Below are 22882 nucleotides of genomic sequence, written 5' to 3'. Positions count from 1 at the left end.
GCGGAGGGCCATCCATGCAGCGCACCAGCCGAACGCCACGCGCCACGCGCGTCGCCTCGGTGCCGTGCCCGGAAACGCCCTCCCTGTCCTCCCTGCTCTGCCTCGGGCTGCTCGTCGGCGCGGCGCTCACCGCGCTGTGGCTGCTGGGCGGCGCACCGGCCCACGCCGAATCCGGCCGCGACGTGGTCGGCGCGCTGCCGTCGGCCGCCCCGGAGGGCACGGCACCGCTGGAGGGCGTCGTACCCGACCAGGTCGCCGAGCCCGTCACCACCACGCTGGACACCGTCCACCAGCGGCTCCAGACCGGCCCTGAGGAGCGCGCCGACGCCGGCGCCGCCCTGACCGGGGCCGCCCGGCCGGTCGCCGACGTCGGCGCCGAGGTCATCGGGGCCGTCGGCGAGACCGACCGCGCGCTGCCCGGCACCACCGACCTCGCGGACGTCCCCGTCCTGCCCCTCGACGAGCCGCACCGCCCCGCGGACGCCGCCGTCGACGCGGACGCGGGGACCGCCGCCGGCGCCTCCGAACCGGCCTCTCACGGCACGGACCGCGGCGAGGACTCCGACGCCCCCGAACGCGTCGCCGACGCCCCCCGCGACCTCCCCGCGCCCGTGGCGACCCCGTCCGACCGCGCCGCGGCCGCCCAGGCCGACGCCGTCGGAAGCCACCAGGACGCCGACGCCGCGCCGCGCGCTCCCGAGCCGCGGCAGTCCGCCACCGGATCGGCCGCCACCACCGGCTCCTCCCCCGCACCCTCGCCCGGCGTCGCCGGGTACCTCACCAGCGCGCCCCTGACGGCCCCGGACTCCGACGCGGTCCGCCCGGCCCCGCGCCACCACCGCGCCGCGCCCGCCGCCGGCGCGGACGACCCCACGGTCTCGCCCGACTAGGACGCCCGGAGGACGCCGGAAGGACGCTGTCCACGCCTTCCGCCCTCCCCGGACCCGTCCCAGCCGCGGCCCCGCCGCACCTCGTTCTGGGAGCTGACCTGAGCCCCGTGCCCACCGCTCACGTGGCTCATGTCAGCCGGAGGTCCTCGACTCCCCGGCTTCGGCCCACCGCGCCACGCGCGTCGGGCCGCCCCGAAATCCACGAACTGTCTGGAAGGACACCCATGACGCAGGCCAAGCGCACCTCCGCCCGAGCCGTACTGCTCGCCGCCGGAACGGCCGGTTTCGTCGCCCTCGGCGCCGGAGTCTCGACCGCCGACACGATGGCCTCCCCGATGCACGAGGTCGCCCCCATCGTCGAGCGGGCCCTGGTCGAGGGCGTCGCCCCCACCACGCACAGCCTCGCCCCCGAGGGCGTCGGTCCGATCGCCGACAGTGCCCTGACCGAGCTCCAGGGGTCCGCGACCCCCGACAAGCCCGCCCCCGACCTGGCCGCGCCGCTGCCCGACGGCCACCCCGTGTCCACGCCGCTGGGCGAGGTCCCCAACCCCACCGGTGACCTGGCCGACGCCGTCGGCAAGACCCAGACCGCCACCGGACTGGACGGCGTCGCCGAGGAGACCATCGGCCACCGGGTCGGCGACACCGTGGAGGAGACCGGCCAGGAGGCCGGGGCCGCGGCGGAGACCATGGGCCACGGCACCGGGGCGTCCGTGGAGGAGGCCGCCTCCGACCTGCTGCCGCACACCGTCAAGGCCGCCAAGGGGCTGCCCCAGGAGCTCGAACTGGACCAGGCCACCGACGCGGTGCGGCTGCCCGACACCGCCGAGGCGCCCGACCTGGGCTCGATCACCGACCTGACCGGCGACAACTCGCTGGCCCTCAGCGACGCCGCGGACCTGGGCGCGCTGGCGCCCCTGGGCTCCTCCTCGCAGATCGTGCCGCAGAGCGCGGGCAAGCCCGTCACCCCGAACATGTGGGACCTGGCGCACGCGTTCGGCGTCCAGACCCCCGACCGGGTGCAGGACGTCGTCGAGTCCAACCCGCTGACCGACGACAACTACGTGGACGTGGGCGTCGACGACGCGCTCGGCATGGTCGGCAACCGCAACCTGGAGGACGGGCAGACCCTGCCGCAGGCCGCCCCCTCCGCTCCCGCCACGCCCGGGATGGCCGACCTGACCGGCGCGCTGCTGGACGGCCTCGGTTCCCTGGACACCGCCGAGCCGGTGGGTCTGGACGGCCCCCTGGCCGACACCGAACTGCCCCGCGTGGCCGAGGGCGCCGAGGCCCAGACCGCCGAGGACCTCGTGGCGGGTCTGAGCCAGGGCACCGACCTGCTGGACCAGGTGGACACCAGCGACCTGGTCTCGGTGGAGGGCGGCGCGCCCGAGCAGGCCCCGGCCGAGGGCACGACGCAGCAGCCGACCTTCACCGAGCTGCCCGGCTCCGAGGCGCTGCCCGTCATCAGCTGACCCGAGCGAACACGATCACGGCGCCGCCCCGTTCGCACCGCGGGGCGGCGCCGTCCGCTCTCCGGGGGCGGGACACGCCCCGCAGGGCGCAGGCACGCCCGACACGCCCCACAGGGCACAGGCACCCCCGGCACGCCCCGCAGGGCACAGGCACGCCCCCACAGGGCGCACGGGGATCCCGGCCACCGCCCCCTGACACGCGAGGACCCCGCCGCCCGGAACGGGTGGCGGGGTCCTGGCTCGAACGGCTCCGGGCTCAGCCGGAGCGTTCGACCACGTAGTCGCACAGGGCCTCGAACGCGGCCCGCGCGCGGCCCTCCGGCAGCGTCGCCAGCTCGGCGCGGGAGCGGTCGGCCCAACCGCGCAGGGTGGCGTCGGCCTCGGCCATCGCGGGGTGCACCCGCAGCAGGGCCAGCGCCTCCTCGGCCTCGTCCTCGTCCAGCGGCCGGCCCAGCAGCGACTTCAGCCGCTCGTCCGCGGGGTCGGTCGAGCGCAGGGCGTAGAACATCGGCAGGGTCAGCACGCCCTCGCGCAGGTCCGTGCCCGGCTTCTTGCCCGACTCCGACGTCTTGCCCGCCACGTCCAGGATGTCGTCGGCGAGCTGGAAGGCCATGCCCAGGGCGTCGCAGGCACGGGTCACCTTGCCCACCGTCTCGGGGTCGACCTTGCCGAACATCCCGCCGAACTCCGCGGAGGAGGCGATCAGCGACGCGGTCTTGTCGCTGATGACCCGCAGGTAGTGGTCGAGCGGGTCGGTGCCCTCCGGCGGCCCGGAGGTCTCCAGGATCTGGCCCTGGACCAGCCGGCCGAACGTGGCGGCCTGCAGCCGGACGGCCTCGGTGCCCAGGTCGGCGAGCATCTCCGAGGCCCGGGCGAAGACGTAGTCGCCGGTGAGGATGGCGACGCTGTTGCCCCACCGCTGGTTGGCGCTGGGCTCACCGCGGCGCAGGTCCGCCTCGTCCATGACGTCGTCGTGGTAGAGCGTCGCCACGTGGGTGAGCTCCACCACGGCCGCCGCCGGGATGAGGTCGGGCACCGTCGGGTCGCCGAAGTGCCCCGCCAGCAGCACGAGCATGGCGCGGAACCGCTTCCCGCCCGCCACGAGCAAGTGGGAGGCGGCCTCCGTGAGCAGGGGGTCAGAGGAGGCCACCGACTCCCTCAGCAGCTCCTCGACCCGCTCCAGGTCGTCCTGGATCTCCCGGGCGAGGGTCGGGTCGACTCTCGGCAGAGCGAGAAACCCGCTCGGGACAGCACCGCTCACCGTAAAGCTCCACCTGTCGAACGGGCGTGCGGCCGACCGTCGAAACGAAGGCCAACCGCACGCTCAGCACATGAACATGATCCGACTTGCCACGGTATCCGACCCGGATTGAACCTCCAAAGCCACACCCGGGTAGTGAGTCACTCCCCGCCGGAATCCGCTGTGACCTGCGAGACCATCACCGCGGTCGGCTCCGGTCCACTGTCCGGGGCCGGTACGAGGTTGTCCAGCACCAGGCCGGGGAACACGCCGAGCACGAGCGTGGCCGCCACACCCAGGGTGATCACCCCGCCCGTGAGCACACCGGCGCGCACCACCGTGGGCGCCTCGTGCTCCGGATCGCGGAAGAACATCACCACGATGATCCGGACGTAGAAGAACGCCGTCACCGCGCTGCTGAGGACACCGACGATCACCAGCGGCGCCGCCCCCGCGGCCAGGGCGGCCTCGAACACCGCGAACTTGCCGATGAACCCGCTCGTGAGCGGGATCCCGGCGAAGGCCAGCAGGAACAGCGCCAGCGCCCCGGCCAGAGCCGGGTGGCGGCGGCCCAGTCCGGCCCACCGGTCGATCTCGTTGAGCTCCTGGGCCCCGTCCTTGGTCCGCACCAGCGTGATCACCGCGAAGGCGCCCAGCGTGGTGAAACCGTACGCGCCCAGGTAGAACATGGCGCCCGCGAGCCCGTCCGTGCTGCCCGCGACCACGGCGGTCAGGATGAACCCGGCGTGCACCACCGAGGAGTAGGCCAGCAGCCGCTTGATGTCGCGCTGTGTGACCGCCACCACCGCGGCGACGACCATCGTGAGCACGGCCACCGTCCACAGCATCGGCTCCCACACCTGCGCCGAGCCGCCGAAGGGCACGAAGAACACCCGCAGCAGCGCGCCGAACGCGGCGACCAGCGTGCAGGAGGCCATCAGGGCCGTGATCGGGGTCGGGGCGCCCTGGTACACGTCCGGCTTCCAGTTGTGGAACGGCACCGCGCCGACCTTGAACAGCAGGCCGATCGCGACCAGGCCCACGCCCATCAGCAGGAGCGGCTCCCCGTTCCCGCCGTCGGCGAAGATCGGCGCGCCCCCGGCCTCGACGGCCTCGCGGACCGCGGCGAAGTTCACCGACCCCGCGTAGCCGTAGACCATCGCGATGCCGAACAGGAAGAACGCCGAGGCGAACGCGCCCAGCAGGAAGTACTTGACCGCGGCCTCCTGCGAGAACAGGCGACGGCGGCGGGCCAGCCCGCACATCAGGTACAGCGGCAGGCTCATCACCTCGAGGGCGACGAACATGGTGAGGAAGTCGTTCGAGGCCGGGAACATGAGCATGCCCAGCACCGCGAACAGCACCAGCGGGTAGACCTCGGTGTGCTGGGAGCCCGCCATGATGTGCGCGCGCTCCTCCTCACTGCCGGGCACCGTCGCGGCCTGCGCGGCGAACGCGTCCCGGCCGTCCCCGCGCTCGGAGATCAGCACGAGGCTGACCAGCGCCAGGATGGTGATGGTGCCCTGGAAGAACAGGACCGTGTGGTCCACCGCCAGGGCGCCGGCGGCGACCGTGGTGCCCTCGGCGCCCACCGACCCCACCTGCAGGACGAGCAGGACGAACGTGGTCAGCAGTGCCAGGACGGCCAGGCCGATCTGCGGTCCGCGGCGCCGCCCCTGGGGCAGGAAGGCCTCCAGCAGCACGGCCAGCACGCCGGCCGCGAACACCGTGAGCAGTGGCGCGAGCAGCCACCAGTCCAGCTGGGGCGCCGCCTCGGTGATGGTGCGCTGCGCGGCCAGTTCCGCCGCCTGCGCGGGAATGAGGGGGATCACTCCTCTTCTCCTTCCTCGGAGGCGCCGTCGGCGGCCACGTCGGCCTCGGGCACGATCTCCACCGTCCGTTCGACGGCGGGGTTGATCACGTTCAGCAGCGGCTGCGGGTACAGCCCGAACGCGATGATCAGCGCGATGAGCGGGCCGACCGCCCACATCTCGCGCACCGACAGGTCACGCATGCCGGTGAGCTTGTCCGGGGTCGGGCCGTTCATGGTGCGCTGGTACATCCACAGGATGTAGAGCGCGGCCAGCACCACGCCCGCGGTGGCCAGCACCGCCGGGACCGGGCTGAAGGCGTACACGCCCACGAACACCAGGAACTCGCTGACGAACGGCGCCAGGCCCGGCAGGGCCAGGCCCGCCAGACCGACCACCAGGAACACGCCGGCCAGCCGGGGCGCGACCTTCTGCACGCCGCCGTAGTCGGCGATGCGCGCCGACCCCTGGCGGGCGATGAGGAAGCCCACGATCAGGAACAGCGCGCCGGTCGCGAACCCGTGGTTGACCATGTACAGCGCCGCCCCGGACTGCGCCTGCGGCGTCAGCGCGAAGATGCCCAGGGTGATGAACCCGAAGTGGGACACCGACGTGTACGCGATCAGGCGCATCATGTCGCTCTGCCCGATGGCCAGGATCGCCCCGTAGACGATGCTCACCAGACTCAGCGCCACCACCGGCCACACGAACCAGGACACGGCGGAGGGGAAGAGCTCCAGGCAGAAGCGCAGCATCCCGTAGGTGCCGACCTTGTCCAGCACGCCGACCAGGAGCACGGCGGTGCCCGGCCGGGAGGACTGGGCGGCGTCCGGGAGCCAGGTGTGCACCGGCCACATCGGCGCCTTGATCGCGAAGGCGATGAAGAAGCCGAGGAACAGCCACCGCGCGGTCGAGGGGTCGATCGCGGCCAGCGCGCCGCCCGGGTCGGTCAGTTCCGACCACAGGAACGTGCCGCCGTGGACGTACACCCCGATGACGGCGACCAGCATGACCAGACCGCCGGCGAGGCTGTACAGCAGGAACTTCACGGCCGCCTTGGCGCGCGCGTCGCCGAGCCCGTACCGCCCGATCATGAAGTAGACCGGGATGAGCATGGCCTCGAAGAACACGTAGAACAGGAAGACGTCGGTGGCGGCGAAGACGCCGACCATCATCGCCTCCAGCACGAGGATCAGCGCGAAGTACCCGCGCCCGCCGTCCTCGCGGTCGTCGTGCTCGTTCCACGCGGCGACGATGACCAGCGGCACCAGGACCGCCGACATCAGGATCAGCACCAGGGCGATGCCGTCCACGCCCACCGCGTAGTGGACGCCGAAGCGCGGGATCCAGGGGACGACCTGCTCGAACTGCAGGCCGCCCGCCTGTGAGGTGTCGAAGCGCAGCGCCATGGCGGCGACCACGAGCAGCGTCGCCAGGGAGGTCCCCAGCGCGATCCGCTTCGCGGTCCGGCCGTCGGCCGACGCGCCCGCGCCCGGTCCGGTCGTGGACCGGACCCGGGTGGCGGTGCCGCCGCCGGAGGCCTGCGCCGAGGCGGTCGCCACGGCCGGCTCGGCGGGCGCCTCGGCGCGTGGCAGCGCCCAGATCAGGATCGCGCCCACGACGGGCAGCGCGATGGCGATGGTGAGCCAGGGGAACATTGTCTAGAACCTCACAACCAGCGTCGCGGCGACGATGACGGCGCCGAAGAGCATGGTGAGCGCGTACGAGCGGGCGAACCCGGTCTGTGCCCTGCCGAGCCCGGTAGAAGAGTCGCGCACACTCGTGGCGACCCCGTTGACGGCGCCGTCGATGACGTGTTCCTCGATCACGACCAGCGCCTTGGTGAGGACCTGGCCGGGTCGCATGAGCAGGCCCTCGTTGATCTCGTTGCCGTACAGCTCGCGGCTGGCGGCGACCGTGACGAAGTTGCCCTTCGGGGCGGTGGAGGCCACCGGCCGCCGCAGGTACATCACCCAGGCCGCGGCCACGCCGAGCACCAGGACGACCAGGGCGGCGATGCCGTAGGGGGCGGTGAACGCGTGCGCCACGTCGAAGTGGTGCGGGTGGGCGCCCGTGGCGGGGGTGAGGAACGTGGCGAACCGGTCCCCCAGCATCAGGAAGCCGCCGAGCGCCACCGAGCCGATCGCCAGCACGACCATGGGGGCGGTCATGCTGGTGGGCGACTCGTGCGGGTGCACGCCCTCCTCCCAGCGCTTGGCGCCGAAGAAGGTCATGAACATCATCCGCGACATGTAGAACGCGGTCAGGGCGGCGCCGACGATGACGGCGGTGCCCAGCACCATGCCCTCCGCGCCGCCGACCCCGAAGGCCGCGGAGATGATGCTCTCCTTGGTCCACCAGCCCGACAGGAACGGCACGCCGATGATGGCCAGGTAGCCGAGCCCGAAGGTGGCGAAGGTGATCGGCATCTTCGTGCGCAGCGCACCGTACCGGCGCATGTCCACGCCGTCGTTCATGGCGTGCATGACCGATCCGGCGCCCAGGAACAGCCCGGCCTTGAAGAAGCCGTGCGTGACCAGGTGGGCGATGGCGGCCACGTAGCCGACCGGGCCGAGCCCTGCGGCCAGGACCATCATGCCGATCTGGCTCATCGTGGACCCGGCCAGGGACTTCTTGATGTCGTCCTTGGCCGAGGCGATGATCCCGCCGGCGAGCATCGTCGCGGCGCCGACCACGGTGACGGCCGTCTGGGCCACCGGGGCGCCCTCGAAGATGGGGCCGGCCCGCACGATGAGGTACACGCCGGCGGTGACCATGGTGGCGGCGTGGATGAGCGCCGACACCGGGGTCGGGCCCTCCATCGCGTCGAGCAGCCACGCCTGGAGCGGGAGCTGCGCGGACTTGCCGCAGGCGCCCAGGAGCAGCAGCAGGCCGATCGCGAGCAGGACGCCGTCGCCCGCGGCCGGGACCGCGGCGAACACGTCGCTGAAGCTGACCGCGCCCAGCACCGAGAACATGATCATGATCGCCACGAGCAGGCCGATGTCGCCCACCCGGTTGATCAGGAACGCCTTCTTGGCGGCGGTGGCGGCGGACGGCTTGTACTGCCAGAACCCGATGAGCAGGTAGGACGCCAGACCGACGCCCTCCCAGCCGAGGAAGAGCAGGACGAAGTTGTCGGCCAGCACCAGCACGAGCATGGCGGCGACGAACAGGTTGAGGTAGGCGAAGAAGCGCCGCCGGCCCGCGTCCTCGGCCATGTAGCCGACCGAGTAGAGGTGGATGAGGGAGCCGACGAAGGTGATCAGCAGGACGAACGTGATCGACAGGGGGTCGATCAGCAGGTCGACGCCGGCGCTGAAGCCGCCGACCGTGAACCACTCGTAGACGGGGACGGACACGCTGCGCGCGTCCGGAGCGCGGCCGAGCAGGTCGACCAGGACGGCGACCGCCCAGGCGAAGGAGGCCACGGGCAGGGCGGCGCCCAGCCAGTGTCCCCAGCCGTCGGTGCGCCGGCCGCCGAGCAGCAGGATCGCCGCGCCCGCGAGCGGCAGGGCGATGAGCAGCCAGGCGTTCGACAGCACAGCGCTGTCGGCCAGGGTCGCCGCCCCCGTTTCGGCGGCGAGGTAGGTGTGAGGTGTCACTTCCACGTCGCCTTCTAGTGCTTGAGCAGGTTCGCGTCATCGAGCGACGCGGACCTGCGGGTTCGGAAGATCTGCATGATGATCGCGAGTCCCACGACCACCTCGGCGGCGGCGACGACCATCACGAAGAACGCGATGACCTGCCCCTCGATGTCCCCGTGCATCCGGGCGAACGCGACGAACGCCAGGTTGCAGGCATTGAGCATGAGCTCGACGCACATGAAGACGATGATCGCGTTACGGCGGATGAGCACGCCGACCGCGCCGATGGTGAAGATCAGCGCCGCGAGGACGATGTAGTTCATCGGGTCCACGAAGACTCCACCTCCTGCCCGTTGCTGTTGCCGTTCTCCTCGGCCTCGGTCTCCTCGTCGGCCTGGCCGTCGCCCAGCAGCGGCCGCGCCTCCTTGGAGCCGGCGGAGTCCGACGCCCCTCCGGGCAGCGGCGGCCGACCGGCCCGGACCTCACCGGGCACGCCCGACTGGTACTCGGGGTCGCGCGCGGTGAGCACCGGGTTGAGGGACAGCGAGGCGACCGAGCCGTCCGGCAGCAGCGCGGGCATGTCGATCGCGTTGTGCCGGGCGTAGGTGCCCGGTCCGGGCAGCGGGGTCGGGTGGTCGCCGCGGACGCGGTCCTCGGAGATCTCCCGCTGGGTGCGGCGCTTCTTGGTCCGGGCGGTGTGCGCCAGGACCATGGCGCCCAGGACGGCCGTGATGAGCAGCGCGCCGGTGGCCTCGAACGCCACGACGTAGCGCAGCAGCAGCTCGCCCGCGATCCACGGGACGGTGCCGCCGGCGAGCGCGGCCCCCGCGGCGATGCCCTGCGGGTCGCCCACGACGATGCGCGAGATGCCGGTGGTCAGGGCGCCGACGAAGGCCAGCGCCACGACCGCGGTCATGATGCGCTGCCCGCTCAGCGTCTCCACCAGGGAGTCGGCCGAACTGACGCCGATGAGCATCAGCACGAACAGGAACAGCATGAGGACGGCGCCGGTGTAGACGACGATCTGGACGACCATGAGGAAGGGAGCCTCGTTGATGCCGTAGAACACGGCCAGGCTGACCATCGTCAGGGCCATCGACATCGCCGAGTGCACGGCCTTGCGGGAGAAGACCACGCCCAGGGCGCCGAGGACGGCCACGGTGCCCAGGATCCAGAAGGCGGAGGCCTCGCCGCCGCCGATGGGCGCGGCCGCCGCGGTCACGAAGGAGGTGGTGGCTGCGGTGTTCAACGAACCGCCTCCGCGCTGTCCGGCCGGTCCTGCGTCCCGTGCTGGCCGCGTCCGGTCGCGTAGTAGTCCTGCTCGTCGTCGCCGAGCCGCATCGGGTGCGGCGGCGCCTCCATGCCCTCCTTGAGGGGGGCGAGCAGCTGCTCCTTCGTCCAGATCAGGCTCTGCCTGCTGTCGTCGGCGAGCTCGTACTCGTTGGTCATGGTGAGCGCGCGCGTCGGGCAGGCCTCCACGCACAGTCCGCACAGGATGCAGCGCAGGTAGTTGATCTGGTAGACGCGGCCGTAGCGCTCGCCGGGCGAGTACCGGTCGTCGTCGCTGTTGTCACCGGCCTCGACGTAGATGGCGTCGGCCGGACAGGCCCAGGCGCACAGTTCGCACCCGATGCACTTCTCCAGACCGTCGGCCCACCGGTTCAGCTGGTGCCGACCGTGGAAGCGCGGCGCCGTGGGGCGCTTGACCTCCGGGTACTCGATGGTCGGCACCTTCTTGAACATGGTGTGGAAGGTGACGCCGAATCCCTTGACGGGGTTGAGCCACTCAAGCACCGGTAACCTCCTCACCCTTCTTGTTGCTGTCGCCGCCGACGGCCGCGGCCGTCCTCGGCGGTTCGGCGAGCACGCTGCTGCCGTAGTGCGGGGCGGTGCTCGGGGGCACCGGGAAACCGCCGAAGGCGGGATCCTTGTGGGCGCGGCGCGCGTTCTCCGCGCGCAGCCGGGCCTCGACGGCGCGTTCGCGGCGCACGTGGCGGGCCCAGGCGTAGAAGGCGGCGATCGTGGCCGCCGAGAACCCGGCGACGACCAGCCCGATGACCACCGGGGAGGCGTCGTCCAGGATGAGCATCCGCACGACGGCGACCGCGGTGATCCACACGAGCTGGATCGGGATGAGCACCTTCCAGCCGAGCTTCATCAGCTGGTCGTAGCGCACCCGGGGCAGGCTGCCGCGCGCCCAGATGAACAGGAACATCACGCACAGGAACTTGAGCAGCCACCACAGGGCGGGCCACCAGCCCTCGTTGGCGCCGGGCAGGAGCGCGGTGACCCCGGGCGGGGCCAGCCATCCGCCGAGGAAGAGCGTGACGGAGACGGCGGCGACCGTCACCATGTTCACGTACTCGGCGAGGAAGAACATCGTGAACTTCATGGACCCGTACTCGGTCATGAAGCCGCCGACGATCTCGCCCTCGCCCTCGGCGAGGTCGAACGGGAGCCGGTTGGTCTCGCCGACCATCGTCACCAGGTAGATGAGGAAGGAGGGCAGGAGCAGCACGGCGAACCAGAGCCCGCGCTGGGACTCCACGATCCCGGAGGTCGTGAGCGTCCCCGACATCAGGAAGACCGCGACGAAGGACAGGCCCATCGCGATCTCGTAGCTGATCACCTGCGCGGAGGCGCGCAGGCCGCCGAGCAGCGCGTAGGGGGACTGGGAGGCCCAGCCGCCGAGCACGAACCCGTACACGCCCAGAGCGGCGGTGGCCAGGACCACCAGCGCCGCGATGGGCAGGTCGGTGAGCTGGAGCGGGGTCACGACCCCGAACATGTTCACCTCGGGCCCGATCGGGATGACCGAGAACGCGATGAACGCGGGCACGGCCGCGATCATCGGCGCGGCGATGTAGACGAACCGGTCGACCCCGCGCGGGATCAGGTCCTCCTTGAGGGAGAGCTTGATGCCGTCGAACAGGGACTGCAGGAGGCCGAAGGGCCCCATGCGGTTGGGTCCGTGGCGCTGCTGCATCCGGCCCATGACCTTGCGGTCGGCCATGATCATCATCAGCACGCAGACCATCAGGAAGACGAAGATGGCCACGGCCTTGATGGTCGTGATCCACCAGGGGTCCTGCCCGAAGGCGGTCAGGGTGCTCTCCGAGGCCAGCTGGGCCGCGTGCGGAGCGAGAGCGGGGGTCACTGCTGCCTCCCGGAGGGGTCGGACGCGGCCACGATGACCGTGGATCCGGCGCCGCCGCCCAGGTCGCGACGGATGTCGCAGCCGTCGGCGTTGGCGGGGAGCCAGACCACGCGGTCGGCGACGTCGGCGATGATCGCGGGGACCGTCACCGAGCCGTGCGGCCCGGTGACGTGCGCCGACGCGCCGTCGGTGACGCCGACCTCGTCGGCCGTGGCCTTGGACAGGTACGCGCGGGGCCGGCGGGCGGTCCCGGCGAGGAAGGGCTCGCCGTCCTCCATGCGGCCGGTGCCCAGGAGCTGGCGCCAGGTCGACAGGATCGCCTGGCCCGGGCCGACCTCGGGGACGGGGACCGGCCGGGTCGCCGGCGAGGCGGGGCGCTCGCCCGACCAGTGGCCGAGTTCGCGCAGCTCCGCGTAGGCCGACGCGGCGTCGGGCAGACCCAGGTGCACGTCCATGGCGTCCGCGACGGCGGACAGGGCGCGCTGGTCGGACAGGGCGCCTGGGACCTTGAGCGCGTCGCCGAAGGGCCGGTGGCGGCCCTCCCAGTCGACGAAGGTGCCGGACTTCTCGGAGACGGAGGCGACCGGCAGGACCACGTCGGCGCGGTCGGTGACCTCGCTCGCCCGCAGTTCGAGGCTGACCACGAACGGCACCCGGGCCAGGGCGGCACGGGCGGCTTCGGGGTCGGGCAGGTCGTCCAGTTCCACCCCGGCGATGACCAGGGCGTCCAGGTCGCCGGCGGCCGCGGCCTCGATGATGGCCGCGGTGTCGCGGCCCGGCGCCTCGGGCAGCGAGCCCACGTTCCAGGCGCGTGCGACCTCGGCGCGTGCGGCCGGGTCGGCGACGGGGCGCCCGCCCGGCAGCAGGCCGGGCAGCGCGCCGGCGTCGATCGCCCCGCGCTCACCCGCGCGGCGCGGGATCCAGGCCAGGCGCGCGCCGGTCCGCCGGGCCAGGGCCGCGGCGGCGCTCAGCGCTCCGGGGACGGCGCCGAGGCGCTCGCCGACGAGGATGACCGCGCCCTCCTTGCCGAGGGACCCGACCACGTCGGGGTGCTCGACGTCCAGGGTGTTGAGCGTGCGGGCCTCGTCGCCGGGCACCGTCCGGATCAGGTGGCCGTCGGTCTTGGTCAGGCCGAGGCTGGCGTGCGAGGCCAGCGAGTGGACCCGCACCCCGTGTTTGCGCACGCCCTTGCGCAGGCGCAGGAAGACCAGGGGCGACTCGTCCTCGGGCTCGAACCCGGCCAGGAGCACGGCGGGCGCCTTCTCCAGGGCCATGTAGTCCACGTCGACGGGAGTGCCGGCGACGTGGGCGGCCAGGAAGTCGGCCTCCTCCGCGGAGTGGGGCCGGGCGCGCAGGTCGACGTCGTTGGTGCCCAGGGCCACCCGCGCGAACTTGGCGTAGGCGTAGGCGTCCTCGTAGGTGAGCCGGCCGCCGGTCAGGACGCCGACGCGGCCGCGGGCGGCGCCCAGGCCGCGCGCGGCGATCGAGACGGCCTCGGACCAGGAGGCGAACTCCAGGGCGCGGGACTCGTCGTCGCGGACCAGCGGGCGGGTGAGGCGGTCGGACTGGGTGGCGTAGGTGAACGCCCACCGCCCCTTGTCGCAGTTCCACTCCTCGTTGACCTGCGGGTCGTCCCCGGCCAGGCGGCGGGTGACCTTGCCGCGCCGGTGGTCGGTGCGCTGGGCGCAGCCGGAGGCGCAGTGCTCGCACACGCTGGGTGTGGAGACCAGGTCGAAGGGGCGGGCCCGGAACCGGTAGGCGGACCCGGTGAGGGCGCCGACCGGGCAGATCTGGATGGTGTTGCCGGAGAAGTAGGAGTCGAAGGCCTCCCCCTCGGCGATGCCGACCTGCTCCTGGGCCCCGCGCTCCATCAGTTCGATCAGCGGGTCGCCGGCCACCTGCGCGGCGAAGCGGGTGCAGCGGGCGCACTGGACGCAGCGCTCGCGGTCGAGCAGCACCTGGGTGGAGAGCGCGATCGGCTTGGGGAAGGTGCGCTTGACGTCGACGAACCGCGTCTCGCCCCGACCGTTGGACATGGCCTGGTTCTGCAGGGGGCACTCGCCGCCCTTGTCGCAGACCGGGCAGTCCAGCGGGTGGTTGATCAGCAGGAACTCCATGATCCCGCGCTGGGCCTTGTCCGCCACCTCGGAGGTCAGGTGGGTGTTGACCACCATGCCCTCCATCACGGTGATGGTGCAGGAGGCCTGCGGCTTGGGCATGCCCCGCCCGTTGCCCATGTCGGGGATCTCCACCAGGCACTGGCGGCAGGCCCCGACCGGGTCCAGGAGCGGGTGGTCGCAGAACCGGGGGATCTGGATGCCGAGGAGTTCGGCGGCCCGGATCAGCAGCGTGCCCTTGGGGACACGGATCTGGAACCCGTCGATCGTGACGGTGATGAGGTCCTCGGGGGGCGGCGCGGCCGCGGCGCCGCCGGAGGAGTTCGAGGTGACGGTCACTTGTTCCCTCCCCAGAGGGTGGCCTTGGAGTGGTCGAAGGGGCAGCCGCCCTTGTCCACGTGGTCGATGTACTCCTGGCGGAAGTGCTTGATGGAGGACATGACCGGGCTGGTCGCGCCGTCGCCGAGGGCGCAGAAGGAGCGGCCGAGCAGGTTGTCGCAGATGTCCAGGAGCTTGTCGAGGTCGGCTTCGGTGCCCTCGCCGCGCTCCAGCCGGTCCAGGACCTGGACCATCCAGAAGTTGCCCTCGCGGCAGGGCGTGCACTTGCCGCAGGACTCGTGGGCGTAGAAGGCGATCCAGCGGCCGACCGCGCGGACGACGCAGGTCGTCTCGTCGAAGATCTGGAGGGCGCGGGTGCCGAGCATGGACCCGGCGGCGCCGACCGACTCGAAGTCGAGCGGGGTGTCCAGGTGCTCGTCGGTGAAGATCGGCGTGGACGAGCCGCCGGGCGTCCAGAACTTGAGCCGGTGCCCGTCACGGATCCCGCCCGCCATATCGAGCAGTTCGCGCAGGGTGATCCCGAGCGGCGCCTCGTACTGGCCGGGCGTGGTGACGTGGCCGGACAGGGAGAAGAAGCCGAATCCGGCGGACTTCTCGGTGCCCATGGAGGTGAACCACTCGGCACCGTTGGCGACGATGCCCGGGACGCTGGCGATGGACTCGACGTTGTTCACCACGGTGGGCGAGGCGTAGAGCCCGGCGACGGCGGGGAAGGGCGGCTTGAGCCGGGGCTGGCCGCGGTAGCCCTCCAGGGAGTCCAGGAGGGCGGTCTCCTCGCCGCAGATGTAGGCGCCCGCGCCGGCGTGCACGACGACGTCCAGGTCGAAACCGCTGCCCTGGATGTCCTTGCCGAGGAGCCCGGCCTCGTAGGCCTCGGCCACGGCCTTGCGCAGGCGGCGGATGACGTGGACGACCTCGCCGCGCACGTAGATGAAGGCCTGGCTGGACTTGATCGCGTAGGAGGCGATCGCCACGCCCTCCACCAACACGTGCGGGTTGGCGAGCATGAGCGGGATGTCCTTGCAGGTCCCCGGCTCGGACTCGTCGGCGTTGACGACGAGGTAGCGCGGGTTGGGGTTGTCCTTGGGCAGGAACCCCCACTTCATCCCCGTGGGGAACCCGGCGCCGCCGCGGCCGCGCAGGCCGGACTGCTTGACCAGGTCCACGATGGCGTCGGGCTCCATCGACAGGGCCTTGGACAGGGCGGAGTAGCCGCCGGTGGCCTTGTACCCGTCGAGGGTGAAGGAGTCGGTGCGATCCCAGTCGCGGGACAGGATCGGGGTCAGGGTGGTCACTTGGCGCCCTCCTCACCCTGGTCGTCGGGCTTGGGGGGAAGGTTCGCCGGATCCGGGGCACGCCAGTCGCGCTCCTGGGCGATCCTGAGCCCGGCGAGCGAGGGACCGGCCGCCTGGACGCCCTCGCCGGCGCGGCCGTCGTCGAACCCGGCGAGCACGCGCGAGGCCTGCTTCCAGGTGCACAGGCTCGACGGGCCGCGGGTGGGGGCGACGTCGTTGCCCAGGCGAAGGTCGTCGACCAGCTGCTTGGCGGTGGCGGGGGTCTGGTTGTCGAAGAACTCCCAGTTGACCATCACCACCGGCGCGAAGTCGCAGGCCGCGTTGCACTCGACGTGCTCCAGCGTGACCTTGCCGTCCTCGGTAGTCTCGGCGTTGCCCAGGTCCAGGTGCTCCTTGAGGGCGGCGAAGATCTCGTCTCCGCCCATCACGGCGCACAGGGTGTTGGTGCACACCCCCACCTGGTAGTCGCCGCCGGGGCGGCGGCGGTACATGGTGTAGAAGGTGACCACCGCCTTGACCTCTGCCAGGGTGATGTCGAGCTGGTCGGCGCAGAACCGCATGCCGGCCTCGCTGACGTGCCCCTCCTCGGACTGCACCAGGTGCAGCAGCGGCAGCAGAGCCGACCGCGGCTTGGGGTAGCGGCTGATGATGTCCTTCGCGTCCTGTTCCAGACGCGCGAGGACCTCGTCGTCGAACTCGCTCACCGGTCCACGCCTCCCATCACGGGGTCGATACTGGCCACGGCCGCGACGACGTCCGCCACGGTCCCGCCCTCGCACATGGCGGCGACCGCCTGCAGGTGCGTGAACGAGGGATCGCGAAAGTGCACGCGGTAGGGGCGGGTGCCGCCGTCGCTGACGGCGTAGCAGCCGAGCTCGCCCTTGGCGCTCTCGACGGCCGCGTACGCCTGGCCCGCGGGGACCCGGAAGCCCTCGGTGACCAGCTTGAAGTGGTGGATGAGCGCCTCCATCGAACCGCTCATGATGTGCGCGATGTGGTCCGGGGAGTTGCCCAGGCCGTCCGGGCCGAGCGCGAGCTTGGCCGGCCAGCCGATCTTGGCGTCCTCGATCATCACCGGGCCGGGCTGGAGCTTGTCCAGGCACTGCTCGATGATCCTGAGGCTCTCGTGCATCTCGGCGATGCGGACCCGGTAGCGGGCGTAGACGTCGCCGCCGTCGGAGACGGGGACGTCGAACTCGTAGTTCTCGTAACCGCAGTAGGGCTTGGCCTTGCGCAGGTCGAAGCCCAGTCCGGAGGCGCGCGCGAGCGGCCCGGTGACGCCGAGCGCCATGCACCCGGGCAGGTTGAGGTAGGCCACGTCCCGCGTGCGGGCGAGGTAGACGGGGTTCTCGTCCAGGAGCTTGCGCATGATCTTGACGCGCTTGGGCATCTCCGCGAGCAGCTCGCGGATCTTGCCGACCGCGCCGGGCGGCAGGTCCTGGGAGACGCCGCCGGGCCGCACGTAGGCGTGGTTCATCCGCAGGCCCGTGATGAGCTCCAGGACGTCCAGGATCATCTCGCGCTCACGGAACCCGTTGGTCATGACGGTGGTGGCGCCCAGCTCCATGCCGAACGTCGCCATGGCCACGAAGTGCGAGGCGATCCGGTTGAGCTCCATGACCAGCACGCGGATGACGCTGGCCCGCTCGGGGATCCGGTCGGTGATGTCCAGGAGCTTCTCGACCGCGAGGCAGTACGCCGTCTCGTTGAAGAGCGGCGTGAGGTAGTCCATGCGGGTGACGAACGTGGTGCCCTGCGTCCACGTCCGGTACTCCATGTTCTTCTCGATACCGGTGTGCAGGTAGCCGATACCGACGCGCGCCTCGGTGCAGGTCTCACCGTCCAGGGTGAGGATCAGCCGCAGGACGCCGTGCGTGGAGGGGTGCTGCGGACCCATGTTGACCACGAGTCGCTCGGCGCTCGTGGCCTGGGCCTTCTCCACGACCGCGTCCCAGTCGCCGCCGGAGGCGTCGATGTAGTCCTCGGTGACGGTCATGTCGTGTCCCCCTTCGGAGCGGAGTGGTCGGTGGTGGTCCGTACGGGACTCACTTGTAGGACCTCCGTTCGTCCGGCGGGGGCACGGTGGCGCCCCGGTACTCGACGGGGACGCCGCCGAGGGGGTAGTCCTTGCGCTGCGGGTGGCCGTGCCAGTCGTCCGGCATCTGGATGCGGGTCAGCGCCGGGTGGCCGTCGAAGACGATCCCGAAGAAGTCCCAGGCCTCGCGCTCGTGCCAGTCGTTGGTCGGGTAGACGGACACGATCGACGGGACGTGCGGGTCGTCGTCGGGGCAGGTCGTGGCGACGCGGATCTCGCTGTTGTGCGTGATGGACCGGAAGTGGTAGACCGCGTGCAGCTCACGGCCGGCGTCGTCGGGGAAGTGCACCCCGGCCACCCCCGTGCACAGCTCGTAGCGCAGGGCCGGGTCGTCGCGCAGGTGGCGCACCAGCTCCGGCAGCGCCTCGCGGCGCACGTGGAAGGTGATCTCGCCGTGGGAGACCTCGACGCGCTCGACGGCCCCGGCCTCCTCCCCGAGGGCGGCTTCCAGGTCGTCGGCCACGCGGTCGAAGTCGGCCGTGCGGGCGTCGTCGGGGTCGGTGAAGGGGCGGCTGCTCCCCACGGGAGCGCTCCCCCGCACCTGGAGCCCGCCGAATCCGGAGGTGTCGCCGGTGGTCGTGGCGCCGAACAGGCCGGTCCGCTTCACCGGGGCGGCCAGCCGCTCGCGGCCGAGCTGGTCGGGCAGGTTCTCGGCCGCCTCGTCGCGCTCGTTCTCGTTGCTCATGTCAGTCCTTGCTCACCAGCGGCAGCGAACGGCGGAGCATCCGCTCCTCGGTCTCGTCGATCTCCAGCTCCCGGTGGGCGCCGAGCTTGGTGTTCTGCACCTTGTCGTGGAGCTTGAGCACCGCGTCCAGGAACATCTCCGGCCGGGGCGGACAGCCCGGCAGGTACATGTCCACGGGCACGATGTGGTCGACGCCCTGGACGATGGCGTAGTTGTTGAACATGCCGCCGCTGGAGGCGCACACGCCCATGGCGATGACCCACTTGGGCTCGGGCATCTGGTCGTAGATCTGCCGCAGGACGGGCGCCATCTTCTGGCTCACGCGCCCGGCGACGACCATCAGGTCGGCCTGGCGGGGGGTGGCGCCGAACTTCTCCATGCCGAACCGCGCGAGGTCGTAGTGCGGGCCGCCGACCGACATCATCTCGATCGCGCAGCAGGCCAGACCGAACGTCGCGGGCCACATGGAGCTCTTGCGGGCCAGGCCCACGACCTGCTCGACGGTCGTGAGCGCGATGCCGCTGGGGAGTTTCTCCTCGAGTCCCATCAGCTGCTGACCTCCTCGGGCCGGTTGCGGTACGGGTGGCGGGGAATTGCGTGCTGCTTCGTCGGCGTGCGTGTCAGTCCCATTCGAGGCCTCCGCGGCGCCATTCGTAGGCGTAGGCGATGGAGACGTTCACCAGGAAGAGGATGATCGCGATGAGGCCGAACCAGCCGAGGGCCTCGAAATGCACCGCCCACGGAATGAGAAAGATGATCTCGATGTCGAAGACGATGAACATCATGGCCGTCATGTAGTACTTGACGGTGAACCGGCCGCCGCCGGCGGGCTGGGGCGTGGGCTCGATGCCGCACTCATAGGCCTGCATCTTGGCGCGGTTGTAGCGCTTGGGGCCCAAGACCGCCCCGGCCACCATCGACACCACGACGAACGCGGCACCGATCCCGCCGAGAACGAATATCGGGGTGTAGAGCTCCAACGGTCACCCTCCTTCTGGCTGGTCGGCACGTGCGTACGTGCTTGTGAACGTTTTCACGGGCTTCCCCGCGTGGGGGGTTCCTTCCGGTCGTGCGGTGGGACGCGAGGGGCGTACCCGGCCCGGGCCCTAGGCCGCGGGCGCGATCCTGGTCAGTCCGTTGATCACTCGGTCCATGGCGTCACCCTGCGTGGGTTCGGTGAGGTTGGCGAGCATCTTCAGCGCGAACTTCATGAGGGTGCGCTGACGGAGGCCGTACTTGGTCGCGTACTTCATGAACTCGGGCTGGCCGATGACCTTCACGAAGTAGCGGCCCAGCGTGTAGTAGCCGCCGTAGGTGTCGGCGAGCACCTCGGGGTAGCGCAGCATGGCGCGCTCGCGGGTCTGCTGGGTGGGACGCCCGTGCGCCTGCACGATCACGTCGGCGGCGATGTTGCCCGCCTCCATGGCGTAGGCGATGCCCTCGCCGTTGAAGGGGTTGACCATGCCGCCCGCGTCGCCGACCAGCAGCAGGCCGCGGGAGTAGTGCGGGACGCGGTTGAAGCCCATGGGCAGCGCGGCGCCGCGGATGCCGCCCTTCTGGTTCTCCTCGGAGAAGCCCCACTCCTCGGGCATGCTGTCCGTCCAGCGGCGCAGCAGCTTGCGGTAGTCCACGTCCTGGAAGGAGCGGGTGGAGTTGAGGATGCCCAGGCCGACGTTGCTGGTGCCGTCGCCGACACCGAAGACCCAGCCGTAGCCGGGCAGGAGCACGTCCTTGTCGCCGCTGCGGTCCCACAGCTCCAGCCAGGACTCCAGGTAGTCGTCCTTGTGGCGGGGGCTCTCGAAGTAGGTGCGCACGGCCACGCCCATGGGGCGGTCGTCGCGCTTGCGGATGCCCATGGCGACGGACAGCCGCGAGGAGTTGCCGTCGGCGGCCACGACCAGCGGGGCCCGGAAGGCCACGGGCTCGCGGTCGGCGTTCTTGGCCCGCACGCCGACGATGCGGTTGCTGCGCTCGTCCATGATCGGGCCGGTGACGGTGGTGCGCTCCAGGAGCTTGGCGCCCGCGGAGACGGCCCGGCGGACCAGGATCTCGTCGAAGTCGAAGCGGGTGCGCACGAGGCCGAACCCGGGGTAGGCGCCGAGGTCGGGCCAGGGGAGCTCCAGACGGGCTCCGGCCCCGACGATGCGCAGGCCGTGGTTCTTGATCCACCCCTCGTCCTCGAAGGTGATCCCCATGGCCGTCAGCTGCTTCACCGCCCGTGGGGTGAGTCCGTCGCCGCAGACCTTCTCACGCGGGAAGGAGGTCTTCTCCAACAGGAGGACGTCCAACCCGGCCTGAGCCAGGTAGTAGGCGGTCGTGGATCCGGAAGGGCCGGCGCCGACGACGATGACGTCGGCGTCGTACTCGATCCCTTCCCGGCCTCTGGGAGAGGAGGTGGCTGTCTCGCTCACGGGGTGGTCCTCGACTACTCGCGCGGTGCACCGTGGCGGGCCTGTGCGGGTTCGACCCGCTCACGGGGGTGTGCTTCGGGGCGGTTGTGTGCTGTCGGCGCATCCCACAGGGGTGTGTGCGATGTGCCTCGTGGCCTTGTGAAGCACTTCACAAGCCCACTTTTCGCAGTCTAGACCCTCTGGGGCCGCGTGGCGAGCCCCGGGGTCCCATTCCCCACGCGTCCCGCACAATCATCCGAAAGCACGCAGAGGGCATGAAGTCCGTTGCCACACGGCTATTCCCTGACAAACCAGCAGCTCACGGGGGATCACTCGCCACACTGACCACACGCGCACCAGAAAACCCCAAGGAACAGACGGTTCCTTGGGGTTCTGGGGCGTTTTTCAAATATCAGGCCATCTGGGGCTTTTGTCGGGTTTTACTTGTAGCCGCGGTGGAGCGCGACGGTACCCAGGGTCAGGTTGCGCCAGGCGACCCGGGACCAGCCGGCGTCCTGGAGGTGGCGCGCCAGCGAGGGCTGGTCGGGCCAGGCCATGATCGACTCGGAGAGGTAGTCGTAGGCCTCCCCGCGGCCGGAGACCGCGCCCGCGATCCTGGGCAGGGCGGCCATGAGGTAGGTCGAGTAGAGCTTGTCCAGGAAGGCCACGGGGATGTGGCTGAACTCGGCGATCACCAGACGACCGCCGGGCTTGGTGACCCGCCGCAGCTCACGCAGCGCCTGGTCGATGTCGTTGACGTTGCGCAGGCCGAAGGAGATGGTCACCGCGTGAAAGGTCTCGTCGGCGAAGGGCAGGTGCAGGGCGTCGCCCGCCACGAAGGTCACGCCGGCCCTGGAGGCCCCGCCGCGCCGCTGGGCGCCGGTCCGGAGCATGCCGAGCGAGAAGTCGCACGCGATCACCCGCGCGCCCTTGCCGATGAAGGACTCCGAGGAGGTTCCGGTCCCCGCGGCCAGGTCCAGGACCAGCTCGCCGCTGTGGGCGTCGACCGCGTTGACGACGGCCTTGCGCCAGACGCGGTCCTGGCCGAGGGAGATGACGTCGTTGACGAGGTCGTAGTTGTCGGCGATGCCATCGAACATCGCCGCGACGTCCTGAGGCTGCTTGTCGAGCTTGGCGCGGGTCATGGGAACAGACTAAGGGGGTCCTCCCGGTCGGCGGACCCCTCCCCCGGGTCCGCCTCCGGCGAGCCGTCCGGGAATCGGGTGGACCGGGACCGAAGGGGCGGGGAACCGTTGCCGTGACGCGTCCGTCGGAGCTGTGGAGGGTGGGAGCGCGCCCATCCTCCCGGCTCGACCCGGTCGTCACAGAAGAGGAGACCACCCGCATGTCGTCCTGGGACATCGACCCCGAGGGGGTGGCCGCGGTCCTGACCGCCGTGGCCGGACACTTCGGCACGGAGGGCGGTTCCGGGGGCCTGATCGGCACCGCGAGTGACCTGGAGCGCAGTCTCAACCGCTGCGCGGAGATCCCTGCCAGCTTTCCGATCACGACCGCCCTGGGCGAGTGGGCCGAACACTACTTCGGACTGATCGGTCAGATGGCCGCTCTGACCGCCAGCGCCCTGGAAGGGACCGCCGCGGCCACCACGGCCTACGTCGAAGGAAACGGGAACATGGCCGCCCAGACGGAGGCCGCCGAGCACCAGGCCACCGCCGGTGTGGTCCCCCTGGCGGACCACACCGCGCCGGGCTACAGCGAGCCCCTCCCCTAGCCCTTCCCCTAGCCCCTGCCGTTCCCCTGCCCCGGCATCCCCCGATCCCGCGGATTCCCCCCTCCCCCC

Annotated in this window: 20 protein-coding genes; 3 read left to right on the top strand and 17 right to left on the bottom strand. The window is 71.4% G+C overall.

Annotated features, from left to right (window positions below):
• Positions 1–14: 14 nt before the first annotated feature.
• Positions 15–890 (top strand): hypothetical protein, encoded by an 876-nt coding sequence (locus DFP74_RS15430; protein ID WP_121182334.1) that lies wholly within the window; start codon positions 15–17, stop codon positions 888–890.
• A gap of 224 nt (positions 891–1114) precedes the next feature.
• Positions 1115–2365, top strand: coding sequence for a hypothetical protein (locus DFP74_RS15425; protein ID WP_121182333.1), 1251 nt, complete (start codon positions 1115–1117; stop codon positions 2363–2365).
• Between the two features lie 256 nt (positions 2366–2621).
• On the opposite strand, the gene DFP74_RS15420 is transcribed toward DFP74_RS15425, so the two are convergent.
• From DFP74_RS15420 to DFP74_RS15340, 17 genes are all read right to left on the bottom strand, one after another.
• The gene (locus DFP74_RS15420; RefSeq protein ID WP_121182332.1) at positions 2622–3626 is read right to left on the bottom strand and encodes a polyprenyl synthetase family protein; all 1005 of its coding nucleotides are present in this window, start codon (positions 3624–3626) and stop codon (positions 2622–2624) included.
• 140 nt (positions 3627–3766) lie between these two features.
• Positions 3767–5437 carry an NADH-quinone oxidoreductase subunit NuoN gene (nuoN, locus tag DFP74_RS15415; protein WP_199725665.1) on the bottom strand — a complete coding sequence of 557 codons (1671 nt, stop codon included), beginning with the start codon at positions 5435–5437 and terminating at the stop codon, positions 3767–3769.
• Positions 5434–7074 carry an NADH-quinone oxidoreductase subunit M gene (locus DFP74_RS15410; protein WP_121182331.1) on the bottom strand — a complete coding sequence of 547 codons (1641 nt, stop codon included), beginning with the start codon at positions 7072–7074 and terminating at the stop codon, positions 5434–5436. The genes nuoN and DFP74_RS15410 overlap by 4 nt, the downstream gene beginning before the upstream one ends.
• A gap of 3 nt (positions 7075–7077) precedes the next feature.
• A complete protein-coding gene (gene nuoL / locus DFP74_RS15405; RefSeq protein WP_121182330.1) occupies positions 7078–9021 on the bottom strand; it encodes an NADH-quinone oxidoreductase subunit L in 1944 nt (647 codons plus the stop codon).
• 14 nt (positions 9022–9035) lie between these two features.
• Entirely contained in the window at positions 9036–9335 is a 300-nt protein-coding gene (nuoK, locus tag DFP74_RS15400) for an NADH-quinone oxidoreductase subunit NuoK (protein ID WP_053617022.1), read from the bottom strand.
• The gene (locus tag DFP74_RS15395; protein ID WP_121182329.1) at positions 9323–10252 is read right to left on the bottom strand and encodes an NADH-quinone oxidoreductase subunit J; all 930 of its coding nucleotides are present in this window, start codon (positions 10250–10252) and stop codon (positions 9323–9325) included. Before DFP74_RS15395 ends, nuoK begins: the two co-directional genes overlap by 13 nt.
• Positions 10249–10797 (bottom strand): NADH-quinone oxidoreductase subunit NuoI, encoded by a 549-nt coding sequence (nuoI, locus tag DFP74_RS15390; RefSeq protein ID WP_121182328.1) that lies wholly within the window; start codon positions 10795–10797, stop codon positions 10249–10251. The genes DFP74_RS15395 and nuoI overlap by 4 nt, the downstream gene beginning before the upstream one ends.
• Complete coding sequence (gene nuoH / locus DFP74_RS15385) at positions 10790–12160, bottom strand: NADH-quinone oxidoreductase subunit NuoH (RefSeq protein WP_121182327.1); 1371 nt, start codon at positions 12158–12160, stop codon at positions 10790–10792. Before nuoH ends, nuoI begins: the two co-directional genes overlap by 8 nt.
• The gene (locus DFP74_RS15380) at positions 12157–14616 is read right to left on the bottom strand and encodes an NADH-quinone oxidoreductase subunit G (protein WP_121182326.1); all 2460 of its coding nucleotides are present in this window, start codon (positions 14614–14616) and stop codon (positions 12157–12159) included. The genes nuoH and DFP74_RS15380 overlap by 4 nt, the downstream gene beginning before the upstream one ends.
• Positions 14613–15911 (bottom strand): NADH-quinone oxidoreductase subunit NuoF, encoded by a 1299-nt coding sequence (gene nuoF / locus DFP74_RS15375; protein ID WP_121182325.1) that lies wholly within the window; start codon positions 15909–15911, stop codon positions 14613–14615. Before nuoF ends, DFP74_RS15380 begins: the two co-directional genes overlap by 4 nt.
• Positions 15908–16615, bottom strand: a complete 708-nt coding sequence (gene nuoE, locus DFP74_RS15370) for an NADH-quinone oxidoreductase subunit NuoE (RefSeq protein ID WP_121182324.1) — start codon at positions 16613–16615, stop codon at positions 15908–15910. The genes nuoF and nuoE overlap by 4 nt, the downstream gene beginning before the upstream one ends.
• Positions 16612–17907, bottom strand: a complete 1296-nt coding sequence (locus DFP74_RS15365) for an NADH-quinone oxidoreductase subunit D (RefSeq protein WP_121182323.1) — start codon at positions 17905–17907, stop codon at positions 16612–16614. Before DFP74_RS15365 ends, nuoE begins: the two co-directional genes overlap by 4 nt.
• 49 nt (positions 17908–17956) lie before the next feature.
• Positions 17957–18691, bottom strand: coding sequence for an NADH-quinone oxidoreductase subunit C (locus tag DFP74_RS15360; protein ID WP_121182322.1), 735 nt, complete (start codon positions 18689–18691; stop codon positions 17957–17959).
• Position 18692: 1 nt separating this feature from the next.
• A complete protein-coding gene (locus DFP74_RS15355; protein ID WP_121182321.1) occupies positions 18693–19238 on the bottom strand; it encodes an NADH-quinone oxidoreductase subunit B family protein in 546 nt (181 codons plus the stop codon).
• Between the two features lie 73 nt (positions 19239–19311).
• Entirely contained in the window at positions 19312–19671 is a 360-nt protein-coding gene (locus DFP74_RS15350; RefSeq protein WP_121182320.1) for an NADH-quinone oxidoreductase subunit A, read from the bottom strand.
• A gap of 126 nt (positions 19672–19797) precedes the next feature.
• Positions 19798–21102: a geranylgeranyl reductase family protein gene (locus DFP74_RS15345; RefSeq protein ID WP_121182319.1), complete on the bottom strand. Its 1305-nt coding sequence runs from the start codon at positions 21100–21102 to the stop codon at positions 19798–19800.
• Positions 21103–21521: 419 nt separating this feature from the next.
• A complete protein-coding gene (locus DFP74_RS15340) occupies positions 21522–22226 on the bottom strand; it encodes a demethylmenaquinone methyltransferase (RefSeq protein WP_121182318.1) in 705 nt (234 codons plus the stop codon).
• A 200-nt stretch (positions 22227–22426) separates the two neighbouring features.
• On the opposite strand from DFP74_RS15340, the gene DFP74_RS15335 reads away from it, so the two are divergent.
• The gene (locus tag DFP74_RS15335) at positions 22427–22813 is read left to right on the top strand and encodes a DUF6507 family protein (RefSeq protein ID WP_121182317.1); all 387 of its coding nucleotides are present in this window, start codon (positions 22427–22429) and stop codon (positions 22811–22813) included.
• The last annotated feature ends 69 nt before the right edge of the window (positions 22814–22882 follow it).

Origin of the sequence: Nocardiopsis sp. Huas11 (genome assembly GCF_003634495.1) — a bacterium.
Taxonomy (GTDB): domain Bacteria; phylum Actinomycetota; class Actinomycetes; order Streptosporangiales; family Streptosporangiaceae; genus Nocardiopsis.
Note: the sequence above shows the minus strand (reverse complement) of the source record. Positions and strands in the feature narration are given on the sequence as shown.